The 12,410-nt window shown below is 72.3% G+C and carries 11 protein-coding genes; 4 read left to right on the forward strand and 7 right to left on the reverse strand.

Features of this window, described 5'->3' with window-relative positions; all coding sequences use genetic code 11:
• Window positions 1–11: 11 nt before the first annotated feature.
• The 5 genes from GEV43_RS44775 to GEV43_RS56850 are packed head-to-tail and all read right to left on the reverse strand — an operon-like array spanning window position 12 to window position 4,525.
• Window positions 12–863: a fumarylacetoacetate hydrolase family protein gene (locus tag GEV43_RS44775; protein WP_160826674.1), complete on the reverse strand. Its 852-nt coding sequence runs from the start codon at window positions 861–863 to the stop codon at window positions 12–14.
• A gap of 27 nt (window positions 864–890) precedes the next feature.
• Entirely contained in the window at window positions 891–1,931 is a 1,041-nt protein-coding gene (locus GEV43_RS44780) for an ABC transporter permease (protein WP_160826675.1), read from the reverse strand.
• Window positions 1,924–3,459, reverse strand: coding sequence for a sugar ABC transporter ATP-binding protein (locus GEV43_RS44785; protein WP_160826676.1), 1,536 nt, complete (start codon window positions 3,457–3,459; stop codon window positions 1,924–1,926). The genes GEV43_RS44780 and GEV43_RS44785 overlap by 8 nt, the downstream gene beginning before the upstream one ends.
• On the reverse strand, window positions 3,456–3,860 hold the full coding sequence (locus tag GEV43_RS56845; protein WP_375539158.1) for a substrate-binding domain-containing protein: 405 nt from the start codon (window positions 3,858–3,860) through the stop codon (window positions 3,456–3,458). The genes GEV43_RS44785 and GEV43_RS56845 overlap by 4 nt, the downstream gene beginning before the upstream one ends.
• Complete coding sequence (locus GEV43_RS56850; protein WP_206681715.1) at window positions 3,761–4,525, reverse strand: substrate-binding domain-containing protein; 765 nt, start codon at window positions 4,523–4,525, stop codon at window positions 3,761–3,763. Before GEV43_RS56850 ends, GEV43_RS56845 begins: the two co-directional genes overlap by 100 nt.
• Before the next feature lie 193 nt (window positions 4,526–4,718).
• Between GEV43_RS56850 and GEV43_RS44795 the strand changes: the two genes are divergently transcribed.
• From GEV43_RS44795 to GEV43_RS55730, 4 genes are all read left to right on the forward strand, one after another.
• A complete protein-coding gene (locus GEV43_RS44795; protein WP_160826677.1) occupies window positions 4,719–5,423 on the forward strand; it encodes a FadR/GntR family transcriptional regulator in 705 nt (234 codons plus the stop codon).
• 199 nt (window positions 5,424–5,622) lie between these two features.
• Window positions 5,623–8,025, forward strand: coding sequence for an alpha-L-fucosidase (locus tag GEV43_RS55725; protein ID WP_206681716.1), 2,403 nt, complete (start codon window positions 5,623–5,625; stop codon window positions 8,023–8,025).
• Window positions 8,026–8,187: 162 nt separating this feature from the next.
• Window positions 8,188–9,366: a mandelate racemase/muconate lactonizing enzyme family protein gene (locus GEV43_RS44805; RefSeq protein ID WP_160826678.1), complete on the forward strand. Its 1,179-nt coding sequence runs from the start codon at window positions 8,188–8,190 to the stop codon at window positions 9,364–9,366.
• Entirely contained in the window at window positions 9,329–10,000 is a 672-nt protein-coding gene (locus tag GEV43_RS55730) for an RraA family protein (RefSeq protein ID WP_206681717.1), read from the forward strand. The genes GEV43_RS44805 and GEV43_RS55730 overlap by 38 nt, the downstream gene beginning before the upstream one ends.
• Window positions 10,001–10,064: 64 nt before the next feature.
• On the opposite strand, the gene GEV43_RS55735 is transcribed toward GEV43_RS55730, so the two are convergent.
• Both GEV43_RS55735 and GEV43_RS44820 read right to left on the reverse strand, forming a co-directional pair.
• On the reverse strand, window positions 10,065–10,769 hold the full coding sequence (locus GEV43_RS55735; protein ID WP_309240323.1) for a FadR/GntR family transcriptional regulator: 705 nt from the start codon (window positions 10,767–10,769) through the stop codon (window positions 10,065–10,067).
• Window positions 10,744–12,087 carry an MFS transporter gene (locus tag GEV43_RS44820; RefSeq protein ID WP_160826679.1) on the reverse strand — a complete coding sequence of 448 codons (1,344 nt, stop codon included), beginning with the start codon at window positions 12,085–12,087 and terminating at the stop codon, window positions 10,744–10,746. The genes GEV43_RS55735 and GEV43_RS44820 overlap by 26 nt, the downstream gene beginning before the upstream one ends.
• Window positions 12,088–12,410: the final 323 nt, after the last annotated feature.

Raw genomic sequence — 12,410 nt, forward strand, 5'->3', positions numbered from 1 at the left:
GGAGCCGCCTTTCATGCGTTCGCCAGTGTCTGGCGCTGGCCGCCGAGACCGTCGATGGACAGTTCCACGGTGTCGCCGGCGCGCAGGTAGGGCGTGCCGGGCAGGCCGAGCGCGACGCCGGCCGGGGTGCCGGTGTTGATGAGGTCTCCGGGTTCGAGCACCATGTACCGGCTGAGATAGCGGACGATCTCCCCCACCGGGAAGATCATGTCGTGGGTGCGGCCGTGCTGGCGGCGGGCGCCGTTCACCGACAGCCGCAGCGTCAGGCTCTGCGGATCGGGGACCTCGTCGGCGGTGACGAGCCAGGGGCCGAGCGGGTTGAACGTCTCGCAGGACTTGCCGAGGTCCCACTGCGGGGAGTAGTCGAGCTGGAACTCCCGTTCGGAGACGTCGTGGCTGACGGCGTAGCCCGCCACGCAGGCCAGCGCCTCCTCCGCGTCCTCCAGGTAGCGGGCCCGGCGCCCGATGACGACGCCGAGTTCGACCTCCCAGTCGGTACGGGTCGAGCCGCGCGGGATGAGCACCCCGTCGTACGGACCCACGACGGTGCCCGGGTCCTTCATGAAGACCACCGGGCGCTCCGGGATCGGCGCTCCCGTCTCGGCCGCGTGGTCGCGGTAGTTGAGGCCGACGCAGACGACCTTGCCCGGACGGGCGACGGGGGCGCCGACGCGCACGCCCTCGACCTCCATCTCCGGTAGCCCGCCCTCCTCCAGCGCGGCGCGGACCCGGTCGAGCCCGCCGCCGGCGAGGAAGGCGCCGTCGATGTCCGGCGTGAGGGCGGCCAGGCCGAGCACCCGTCCGTCGCCGGTGCGGACGGCGGGCCGTTCGCCACCGCGGTCGCCGACGCGCATCAGTTTCATGTACGGCTTCTCCTCCGTGTGTTGCGGCTAGTCCTGCGCGCGGCCCGAGGTGAGCCGCGCGATCATGAGGGCGACGAGGATGATCCCGCCGTAGATGGCCTGGATCCAGAACGACGGCACCTGGGCGAGGGTCAGCAGGTTCTGCACGACGCCGAGCAGCAGCACGCCGGTCAGCGCGCCGAACATGGTGCCCCTGCCGCCGTCGAGGCTGATGCCGCCGATGACGGCCGCGGCGAACACCGTGAAGATCATGTTCTGGCCCTGGTTGGCGTTGATGGCGCCGACGTAGCCGGTCTGCATCAGGCCGCCGAGCGCCGCCAGCGTCCCGGCGACGACGAAGACGCCGAGCATCACGCGCTCCACCCGGATCCCGGCCGCCCGCGCCGCCTCCGCGTTGCCGCCGACCGCGTACAGCGCGCGGCCCCAGCGGTGGTACTTGAGCAGGAACCCGGCGACGCCGAAGGCGGCGGCCGCGCACCACACCGACATCGGGATGGTGAGGAACGTCGTGGTGGCGAGCGAGTAGAACGACTCGGGCATGCCGAAGAGGGTCTTGCCCTCGGTCGTGCCGACCAGCACGCCGCGGAGCACGATCAGCATGGCGAGGGTGACGATGAAGGCGTTGAGCTTGAACCGCACCACCAGCACGCCGTTGACCGCGCCCAGCACGGCTCCCGCGAGGACGATGGCGAGCAGCCCCGCCCACGCCGGCCACTCGGTGCCGAACCCCGAGGACGCGGCGGGCAGCACCAGCAGCGCCCCGAACGCCGGCGCCATGCCGACCACCGACTCCAGGGACAGGTCGAACTTCCCGACGATCAGTACCAGCGACTCCGCCAGCACCACCATCGCGAGGGCGGCCGACGCGCCGAGGATCGAGATCAGGTTGCGTTCGGTGAGGAACGAGTCGTTGAGCACCGCGCCGAGCACGAGCAGCAGGATCAGCGCGGGGACGAGGGTGAGCTCCCGCGCGCGGCGCAGCAGCACGTTCCCGGGTCCGCGGGAGGTCGCGGAGCCGCGCGGGCTCCCCGCCGCCGTCCCGGGTGCGGCGGTCTTGGTGTCAGCCACGGTGCGCTCCTTCGATCGAGGCGATCAGGTCGCGGTCCCGCCAGCCCGCGGGGTGCTCGGCGACCACGCGGCCGTGGAACAGGACGAGCACCCGGTCGCAGCGGCGCAGATCGTCGAGTTCGTCGGAGACGACGAGCAGCGCGGTGCCGTCCTCGCGGGCGCTGTCCACGCGGGCGAGCAGGGACTGCTTGGACTTCACGTCCACCCCGGCGGTGGGGTTGATGAGCACGAGCAGCTTGGGGTCCGAGGCGAGCGCGCGGGCCATGACCACCTTCTGGGCGTTGCCGCCCGACAGCGCGGCGACCTGCTGCTCGCTCCCCTCGGCGTGGACGTCCAGGCGCTCGATCAGCTCGCCGGCGACGTTCCGCCGGGCGCCGGTCCCGACGAACCCGAACCGGCCGAGCCGGTCGAGCACGCTCAGCGTGGCGTTGTCGGCGATGGTCATCCCGGCGACGAGGCCCTGCTCGTGCCGGTCCCGGGGGACGCAGCCGACACCGGCGTCGAGCGCGGACCTGACGTCCCCGAACGGCAGCGCCGCGCCGTCGAGCTCGGCCTCGCCGGCGGTCGGGGTGTGCAGCCCCGCGAAGGTCTCGGCGAGCTCGACCTTTCCGCTGGCGCTGCTCCCGGCGAGGCCGACGACCTCGCCGCGGCGGATCGTGAACGAGACGTCCGCGTACGCGCCGCGGGACCCGGTGAGGCCGCGCACCGCCAGCCGGACGGGCGCGTCCGCCGGCGGCCCGGGGCGGGCGGCGGCCTCCGGCCCTTGCCCGGCCCGGCCGGTGGCGGCCTCGCCCGCCATCGCCTCGACCAGCGCGTCGTACGGCAGGTCCGCCACGGAGGCGGTGGTGATCCAGCGGGCGTCGCGCAGGACGGTGACGGTCTGGCACACCTCGTACACCTCCTGGAGGTGGTGCGAGATGAACAGGAACGTCACCCCGGACTCCTGGAGGGCCCCCATGCGGGCGAAGAGCCGCTCGATCTCGCGGTTGTCGAGCTGCGCGGTCGGCTCGTCCAGCACGATGAGGCGCGTGCCGTACGACAGCGCGCGGGCGATCTCCACCATCTGCCGGTCCTCGACCTTGAGGTCGGCGGTGACCGCGTCCGGCGAGATCCGGATGTCCCAGGCGTCGAGCAGCTCGGCGGCCCGCTCGCGCAGCCGCCTCCAGCTGAGGAAGCCGCCGCGCCCCGTCGGCTGCCGGTTGAGGAAGAGGTTCTCGGCGACGGTGAGGCCGGGCACGACGGTCGGCTTCTGGTAGACGCAGGCGACCTTGCGGCGCCACGCGTCGCGGTCGGCGGCCGGCGGGGCGGGCTCGCCGTCGAAGGCGACGGCGCCGGAGTCCGGCGTCTGGAGGCCGGTGACGATGGACACCAGCGTGGACTTGCCGGCGCCGTTCCGGCCGACGAGCGCGTGGGACTCGCCGGGCATCACGGTCAGCCGCCCGTCCGCGAGGGCCACGGTCGTCCCGTACCGTTTGGTGATCCCCTCGGCCGCGAGCAGCGGCCGGGGCGGTGTGTCGGTCGCGCTCATTTGGCGGTGTTGCCCCACAGCGCGGGGTCGTCGACGTTCCGCTCGGTGACCAGCGGCGCGGGCAGCTGGTCCTCCAGCAGGCCGTTGGGCAACCGGACGATCGTCGAGCCGTGGTCGGTCGCGCCCGGCTCGAACGTCTCGCCCGCCATGGCCCGCTTGATGTACCGCAGGGCGTACTTGGCGTAGGCGTCGGCGGGCTGGGACACGGTCGCGTCGATCTGGCCCTCGCGGATGGCCGCGAACTCCTGCGGGATGCCGTCGTTGGAGACGATCGCGATGTGGCCGTCCTCCCCGGCCTTCTTCAGCATTCCCTTGGACTTGAGGGTCTGGAGGGTCGGGGCGAGGTAGACGCCGCCGGCCTGCATGTAGATCCCCTTGATGTCGGGGTCGGCGTTGAGCAGCGTGTCGAGCTTGGCGGCCGCGGCGTCGGACTCCCACTTCGCGGGACCTCCAGCACCTTCAGGCCCGGGTACTTCTTGCCGACGCAGGCGCGGAACGCCTCGGACCGCTCCCGGCCGTTCACCGACGCCAGATCGCCCATGATCTGGACGACCTTGCCCTTCTTGACGGTGCCGCCGAGGTAGTCGCACGCCTTCTCGCCGTACGCGACGTTGTTCGCGCGCACGATCATGGCGACCTTGCCCTTCTCGGGCGCGACGTCCACGGCGACCACCGGGACGCCCTTGCGTTCGGCCTGGGCGAGGCCGGCGGCGATGGCGGCGCTGTCCAGCGGGGCGACGACCAGGCCCCGGACCCCCTGGTTGAGCTGGTTGTTGATGTCGGTGATCTGCTGGGCGGGATCGCTGTTGGAGTTGACGGTCTTGAGCGTGCCGACGCCCTCCTCGGCGGCCATCCTCGGCACGTAGCCGTTGTACGCCTGCCAGAACGGCGAGGTGAGCAGCGGCAGGATCACGCCGGCCTTGCCGGACTCGCCGGACCCGCCTCCGGACGCCGTCCCGGAGCCGTCCTTCGTGCTGCCGCAGGCGGAGAGCGCCAGGGCGGCGCAGGCCGTGAGGGCCGCCGTCCACATCGTCCCGGACCTGAAACGCGCTGTCGTGCCGGTCATCTGACAGCTCCTTCGACGTAGGGGGTGGGCGACACGCGACCGGTCCCGTCCACGTGCCGTGCCCGAATATTTATCAGACCTCTTAGCTCGTAGAACAGCCCAAACCAGGGAGAAGTTCGAGATAAGCAACGGATTGGTCTGACTACTTGCCTGGATAGACTGCCGCGACAGTGTCCGGCTGAGAGGGGGCGCCATGGCCGAGGACAGTCCGGCGAGCGGGTCGGTGACCCAGCGCGCCATAGGCCAGATCAAGGCGATGATCGCCGACGGCAGGCTCGGTCCCGGGCAGCGGCTGCCCACCGAGCGGGAGCTGGCGGTGCGGCTCGGCATCTCGCGCAGTTCGATGCGGGAGGCGATCCGCGCGCTGACCGTGCTGGGCGTGCTGGAGTCCCGGCACGGCTCGGGGATCTACGTGACCAGCCTGGAGACCGGTGAGCTCCTGGAGACCTTCGGCATGGTCGCGGAGATCTCGCCGGCGTCCCGGCTGGCCGAGCTCCTGGAGGTGCGCCGGATCCTGGAGGCGAGCGCGACCGCGATGGCCGCCGCCCGCATCGGCGAGGAGGAGCTGGCCGAGGTCGAGCGTTGGCTGAAGGCGATGGACGGCGCCGACGACCCGGAGGAGTTCCTGGTCGCCGACATGGCCTTCCACCGCACGATCGCGCAGGCCGCGGGCAACGAGGCGCTGGCGGCGATCGTGGAGGGGCTCTCCTCGCGGACGTTCCGCGCCCGGATCCGGCGCGGGGAGCAGGACGCGGCCGCGTTCGCCCGGGCGCGCACCGAGCACGGCCGCATCTACCGGTCGCTGTGCGCCCGGGACCCCGAGGCGGCGAGGACCGCGGCCGCCGCGCACGTCGGCGCGGTCGAGGAGTGGCTGCGGGCGCAGCTGGACGCGGGCTGAGGGGCGCGGCGATCAGCAGCGACCCGATTGGTCGGACCCATATGTCGTTATCTACGGGCAGAAGCTGCCAAACGGCAGCACTGAACCGGCAATGGTCCTGCCAATCTTCCGAGCAGTCTCCGCTCGCCCCTTGCCCGGAACCCGCCTGACCACGGATGGTCCCTGCCGTAAGCACATTTCTGTGTGAGGGGAGACCTCCGTGCAAGCCCCCACCTTCACCCGTCCCGGGAGAGCCCGGCGCACCGTCGCGGTCGCCGCCGGGCTCCTCCTCGCGCTCGCGGCGGCGCAGGCCGCCGCGGTGCCCGAGGCCGGAGCCGCCGGCAAGCGGCTCGCGGTCACGTGGCACGACGACACCGACATCTCCGACTACACGCCCGACACCGCGTCACTGTCCCGGCACAAGGCGCCGCAGTGGTTCTCGGACGCCAAGCTCGGCACGTTCATCACCTGGGGCGCCTACTCCGTGCCCGCCTGGGCTCCGAAGGACCGCCAGTCGGGCAACGCCTACGCCGAGTGGTACTGGTCGGAGATGAACCGGAAGGACTCTCCGACCTACCAGCACCACCGCCAGACGTACGGCGAGAACTTCGCCTACGACGACTTCCTGGGCCAGTGGAAGGCCGAGAAGTTCGACCCGGACGAGTGGCTGAAGCTGTTCAAGGACGGCGGGTCCAAGTACTACGTGCTGGTCGCCAAGCACCACGACGGCGTCGCCCTGTGGGACTCCAAGGTCTCCGACCGCAACACCGTCGTCCACGGCCCCAAGCGCGACATCGTCCGTTCGCTCGTCGACGTCAACAGGAGCGGCCGGTACGGGCTGAAGAACGGCGTCTACTTCTCCATGCCCGAGTGGTACAGCCCCGACGAGCCGGTGCAGTGGAGCGGCTGGTTCGGGCGCGGCGCGCCGAAGAACCCCTACACCGGCGCCCAGGTGCCCTACACCGGTTACAAGACCGTCGCCGACTGGGTCGAGAACTACCAGTACCAGCAGATGAACGAGCTGGTCGACGGCTACGACCCCGACATCGTCTGGTGCGACATCGGCGGCGTCAACAACAGCGACGCCTTCATGGCCCGCTACTACAACAAGGCCAAGGACCGCGCCGCGCCCAAGGACGTCGTCGTCGACAACCGGTGCGGCAACGAGCACCACGACTTCACCACACCCGAGTACTCCGTCGAGCCGGACATCAGGAAGTCGAGCTGGGAGGCCAGCCGCGGCATCGGCCGCTCCTACGGCTACAACCAGCTTGAGGACGCGGGCGACTACCTCACCGACAAGCAGCTCGTCACCTCGTTCATCGACATCGTCTCCAAGGGCGGCAACCTGCTCCTCGACGTGGGGCCGAAGGCCGACGGCACCATTCCCGACCTGCAAGCGCAGCGGGTCCGGGCGCTGGGCGCCTGGCTGAGGACCAACGGCGAGGCCGTCTACGGCTCCGGCTACTGGACGCAGGCCGAGGACAAGGGCGCGAACGTCCCGGTCCGGTTCACCCGGCAGCCCAAGGCGCTGTACGCCACGGCCACGGAGTGGCCCGGCGACCAGCTCGTCCTCACCGCCCCGGTCGGCGTCGGCCCCGGCGACGAGGTCCGGCTGCTCGGGTACGGCAAGCCGCTCTCCTGGCACCGGGACTCCGCGGGCCGGCTCGTCGTCGACATGCCCGCCGAGGGGCAGGCGGCCACCCCGTCCAAGAACGCCTGGACGTTCCGCATCGCCAAGGCGGGATACGACCCCGCCACGGCCGACCTCCTCGACGTCGGCGTCAAGGCGACGAGCACCAGGCCGGGCGGCGCCTCGGGAGTCACCCTCACCCTGGCCAACCGCGGCGACCGCCCCACGGTCCCGGGCAGCGCCGTCGTCCAGCCGTCGTGGCCGGGCGCCGAGCCGGTCACCGTTGCCGTCCCGGCGCTGAAGCCGCACCAGCGGATGCACACCGACTTCGACCTCGCCGTACCCGCTTCGACGGCGAGCGGCAGCGCCACCGTGACGGCCACGGCCAAGGTGCGGGACCAGGGTTACACCGGCAGTGGAGAGCTGCGCGTCGTCGGTGAGAGCGTGCCTCTGAACCTGGCTCCGGCCCGTACGGCGGACGTCATCGCCGGGGCCGACGACCCGCAGGACACCGACTTCGCCGGACGCGGGATCGGCTACCCCGCCGAGGAACTGCCGCAGGCGGGCCCTTACACGCACGACCTCGTGCGCTACGACTGGCCGTCGGGTGCCAAGGGCTCGAAGAACGCCGTGCTCGCGGCCGACGACCGTACGGTGCAGGCCCCCGACGGCAGGTACGGCTCGCTCGACCTGCTCGCCTCCGCCGCGTACGGGCCCGCGGACCTGCCGGTGAAGCTCGCGTATGCCGACGGCTCGACGAACACGGTGACCGTACGGGCCGACGACTGGGTCACCGGGGCGGGCGACGCGCCGATCCGGGCCCGCTACCGCTGGCTGTACGGCAAGCGGGACGACGGCGCCGTGAAGGTCTACGGGCTGCGGCTGCCGGTCGACCCGTCCAAGCGGCTGGCCTCGGTCACCTTCCGGAAAGCCTCCGGGCCCCAGGCGCAGGCCGCGGCGTACGTCCTCGCGGCGACGCTGGAGAGGTAGGCCGGGCCTCCGGCCGGGCGCGCCTCGGGAGGGCGTCACCTCCCGAGGCGCGCATTGGTCCGACCATCTCACATCCACCGGGCTGGACTTTTCGGATCCTGCTCGACAGGATGGCTGGATCCCGACTATTGGTCCGACCTCTTAGGGGTGATGGAAGGAAGCATGAACGACAACTCCCTACGCGTCGCAGCGCTGCGCCCGGTCCTGCTCTCGGCGGTCTACCCGCCGGGCGAGGAGCTCTCCTGGGTCGGCGGCGTCATCCGCTCCTGGGACGCCGCCCTCGTCGAGGTCACGCTGGACGACGGCGCCACCGGGCTCGGCGAGGCGGGCGCCGGCATCATGGCGCCCGCCGCCGTCCCCGGCATCGTCGAGTCCCTGCGGCCCTACCTCCTCGGCCACCGCTTCGGCGACCCCCGCGAGGTCGGCGACCACCTGCGGGACCGCACGGCGTTCTGGTCCCGCGGCGGCATCGCGTCCGGCACCCTCGGCGCGGTCGAGACGGCCTGCCTCGACGCGGTCGCCAAGCGCCGCGGCGTGCCCGCGCACGAGCTGCTCGGCGGCCGCCGGAGCACGCACATCGAGGCGTACGCGTCCGGCGGGCTGGGCTCCAGCTTCGCGCAGGTCACCGCCTGGGCGCTGGACCAGGTCGCCGCGGGGCTGCGCACGGTGAAGTTCCGCGCCATGCGCGACCCCGACACCACGATCGCGCTGATCCGCCACGTCGTACCGCGGCTCCCGTCCGGTGTCCGCTTCGTCCTCGACGCCGTGCAGGGCTGCGCCAGCGAACCCTGGGCGATCGAGGACGCCGTCCGGGTCGGCGAGGTGTGCGCGGAGTACGGCGCCCGATGGTTCGAGGAGCCCTGCCGCGCGGAGAACCCCGCCGGGTACGCGGCGGTGCGGGCCGCGCTGGACGTGCCCGTCTCCGGTGTCGAGTCGCACGGCAGCGTCGAGGACTTCCGGGTCCTGCTGGACGCCGGGGGCGTCGACATCGCCCAGCCGGACGTCACGTTCGTCGGCGGCCCCGTGGCGTTCGGCAGGGTCGCCGACCTCGCCGCGAAGGCGGGAGCCGCCTGCGTGCCGCACGTCTGGGGCAGCGGCGTGACGCTGATGGCGAACCTGCACACGAGCGCCGCCCACCCGCACGTCGACCTGTTCGAGTACTGCACGCTCCCGAACCCGCTGCGCGAGGCGCTGCTCGACCGCGAGCTCCGCCTGGAGGACGGCCGGCTGGCCGTTCCGGACACGCCGGGCCTCGGTGTCCGGCTCACGCCCGAGACCGAGCAGCGGTTCCCGTACGTACCGGGTGGCGGGCACGTCATCGGCGCCCGGGAAAGGACGTGACCATGACCGACGACCGGTTCACCTCCCCGGTCATCTCCGACTCGCTGGACGCGGCCGGACGGCGCGGGCAGGTCCTCGCCCCGGGCATCGAGCCCCTCGTGCCCGGCTCGCGTCTGCTGGGCCGGGCCGCCACGGTGCAGTTCGCCCCGGTCACCGAGGACGGCCCCGACCCCTACGAGGACGCCATCGCCTTCATCGACGGACTGCGTCCCGGGAGGTGGCGGTGGTGGCGACGGGCGACAGCGCGCGCTCGGCCTTCTGGGGCGAGCTGTTCAGCGCGGCCGCGATCGGCCGCGGCGCCGCCGGCATCGTCACCGACGGCTGCCTGCGCGACTCCCCGAAGATCGCCGCGCTGGGCTTCCCCGCCTTCGCGCGCGGCCGCCGTCCGCTCGACTACCGCGCCCGGATGCGCGTCGTCGCTCGGGCGCAGCCGGTGGTGCTGGGCGGCGTGACGATCCGTCCGGGCGAGCTGGTGATGGCCGACGACGACGGCGTCGCGGTGGTGCCCGCGTCCGTCGAGGAGCAGGTGCTCGCGCGGGCGCGCGCGCGAGTCGAGACCGAGTCGACCGTTCTGGAGGAACTGCTCGCCGGGGACGGCCTGCGCACCGTCTGGGAGCGCCACGGCGTCCTCTGACCGACCCGCGGAGTGAGCCCCCGGCCCGGAGCGCCCCCGGGCCGGGGGGGCTCGGCGTGCGGTCTCAGCGGCGGAAGAAGCTCTCCACGCCGTCGATGTGCGCCGCGGCCACGGCGGCCGCGCGCGTCGGATCACGATCGCGCAGCGCGTTGTAGATCGCCTCGTGCTCGTCCCCCGCCCGCTCGAACACGCCGCGGTCCAGGTGCCCGCGCCAGAGCCGGGCGCTCAGCGTCCGGCCGTTGAGCGAGCCGATCAGGGCGCTGAGGACCGGGTTGCCCGCCGCCTCGGCGATGATCGAGTGGAACCGCATGTCGGCGTCCACCACCTCGTCCACGCGGCCGTCACCGCGCTGGGGGTCGCGCCGCATCTCCTCCAGGGAGGCCGCGAGGCCAGCGAGCTGCTCCTCGGTGATCCGGGAGGCGGCCTGGGCCGCGGCGGCAGCCTCCAGGACCCTGCGCACGGCGAGCAGATCCAGCACCGTGGTGTCCTGCGACAGCTCCACCATCATCGAGAACGCGTCCAGCAGCACGGCGGGGACCAGCGCCCTGACGTAGGTGCCGTCGCCCTGCCGCGACTCCAGCATGCCCACCAGGGTCAGCGCGCGGATCGCCTCCCTCAGGGAGTTCCGGGAGACGCCCAGCCGCACGGCGAGTTCCCGCTCGGTCGGCAGCCGGTGGCCGGGCGGGAACTCGCCGGTCGCGATCATCGTCTTGATCTGTCTGATCGTCGCGTTGGTGACGGACTCACGGGAGGGGCTTTCGACGGTCACCCGTCAACACTAGACGGCTCCCCGGGACGGCGGCCTTCTCCCCGCCGAGGTCCGCGCCGCGCGTCTCCGGCACCGCCAGCACGGCCAGGAACGAGACGAGGGCGAACAGCAGGACGAGCAGCGCGATCGGCCAGGACGCGCCGTCCGACCAGTTGAGCAGGGCGGAGGCGACCAGCGGCGCCGGCCCGCCGATGAGGGCGGAGGTGGACTCGCGGGACAGCGCGATCCCGCTGAGCCGGAAGCGCGCCTCGAACATCTCCGCCAGCAGCGACGCCTGCGCCGCGTACATCGAGGAGATCCCCACGGCCAGGCCCAGCACGACCGCGGTCACCACCAGGACGGGGATCTCGGTGTCGATCAGCCAGAACATCGGGAACGCGAACACCGCCAGGAAGGCGGCGCCGCCGAGCCAGACCGGCCGCCGGCCGACGCGGTCCGACAGCGCTCCGAACAGCGGGGTCGCCACGATCGCGAGCGCGGACGCGGTGACGTTGGCGGTCAGCCCCATCGCGTCGCCCATGTCCAGCTCCTTGGTCACGTACGACAGGACGAACACCTGGATGAGGTACGAGATGGCCACGAACGGCCCGTTGGCGGCCATCGCCAGCAGCAGCATCCGCGGCTGCCGCCGTACGACCTCGACGATCGGCAGGCCCTCCGGGGCGCGGTCCGCGACGGCCTCCTCGAACACGGGGGTCTCCTCGACCCGCGACCTGAAGTAGAGGCCGACCAGCACGGCCGCGAGGCTCAGCAGGAACGGCACCCGCCAGCCCCAGGAGTCGAACTGCTCGTCGGGCAGGGCGGAGACGCCGGCGAAGACCACCGTGGCGACGAGGATGCCGAGGAACACTCCGGTCCCGGGCAGCGCGGTCAGCAGCCCGCGCCGCCGCCGGTCGCCGGCCTCAGCGGCCACCACCAGCGCGCCCACGTACTCGGCCCCGGCGCCGAACCCCTGGAGCAGCCTCAGCGTCACCAGCAGCACCGGAGCGGCCAGACCGATCGTCCGATAGCTCGGCAGCAGCCCGATCCCCGCCGTCGCGACGCCCATCAGGACCAGGGTCATCACCATCATCGGCTTGCGGCCGAGCCGGTCGCCGACGTGGCTGAACACCACACCGCCGATCGGCCGCGCGCCGAAGCCGACCGCGAAGGTGGCGAGCGAGGCGAGGGTGCCCGCCGTGCTCGACGTCTCCGGAAAGAACTGGTCGCCGAACACCAGCGCGGCGGCCAGGCCGAAGAGCGTGAAGTCGTAGTACTCCACGACGCTCCCGACCATGCTCGCCGCCGCCGCGCGCCGCCTGGACCTGCTCGCTGCCATGACACCGTCCATCGATTGGCCCATCCAATTCCCTCAACACAGGAGGGATCGCGGCATGATATGCACGCAACGACCCCCTGTCCATAGATTGGCCCTACCAATACCCCTGCACACGCGCGCCGCCGCTACGTCGGAGAACGGCGACGATCGGTTGAAGCACCGCAGCGACAGCGCCCGCGGAAGTGCAGCGGGCAGACGGCACGTCCCGCGACGAGGACCTCGCCGTCACCCAGGACGCCGCGATCGCTGATGTCACCGACCGGCCTTGGGATGGCGCAGCCGGAGTGGGGGCGCAGGCGCGCCGTTGAGGTGGTCGGCGGGAG

It is taken from the genome of Actinomadura sp. J1-007 (genome assembly GCF_009793335.1).
GTDB classification, from domain to species: Bacteria; Actinomycetota; Actinomycetes; order Streptosporangiales; family Streptosporangiaceae; genus Spirillospora; species Spirillospora yumaensis.

Coding starts and splice junctions, on each gene's coding strand:
- GEV43_RS44820 (WP_160826679.1), bottom strand. CDS start 12,087: ATGGCAGCGAGCAGGTCCAGGCGGCGCGCGGCGGCGGCGAGCATGGTC.
- GEV43_RS44785 (WP_160826676.1), bottom strand. CDS start 3,459: ATGAGCGCGACCGACACACCGCCCCGGCCGCTGCTCGCGGCCGAGGGG.
- GEV43_RS44775 (WP_160826674.1), bottom strand. CDS start 863: ATGAAACTGATGCGCGTCGGCGACCGCGGTGGCGAACGGCCCGCCGTC.
- GEV43_RS56850 (WP_206681715.1), bottom strand. CDS start 4,525: ATGACCGGCACGACAGCGCGTTTCAGGTCCGGGACGATGTGGACGGCG.
- GEV43_RS44805 (WP_160826678.1), top strand. CDS start 8,188: ATGAACGACAACTCCCTACGCGTCGCAGCGCTGCGCCCGGTCCTGCTC.
- GEV43_RS44795 (WP_160826677.1), top strand. CDS start 4,719: ATGGCCGAGGACAGTCCGGCGAGCGGGTCGGTGACCCAGCGCGCCATA.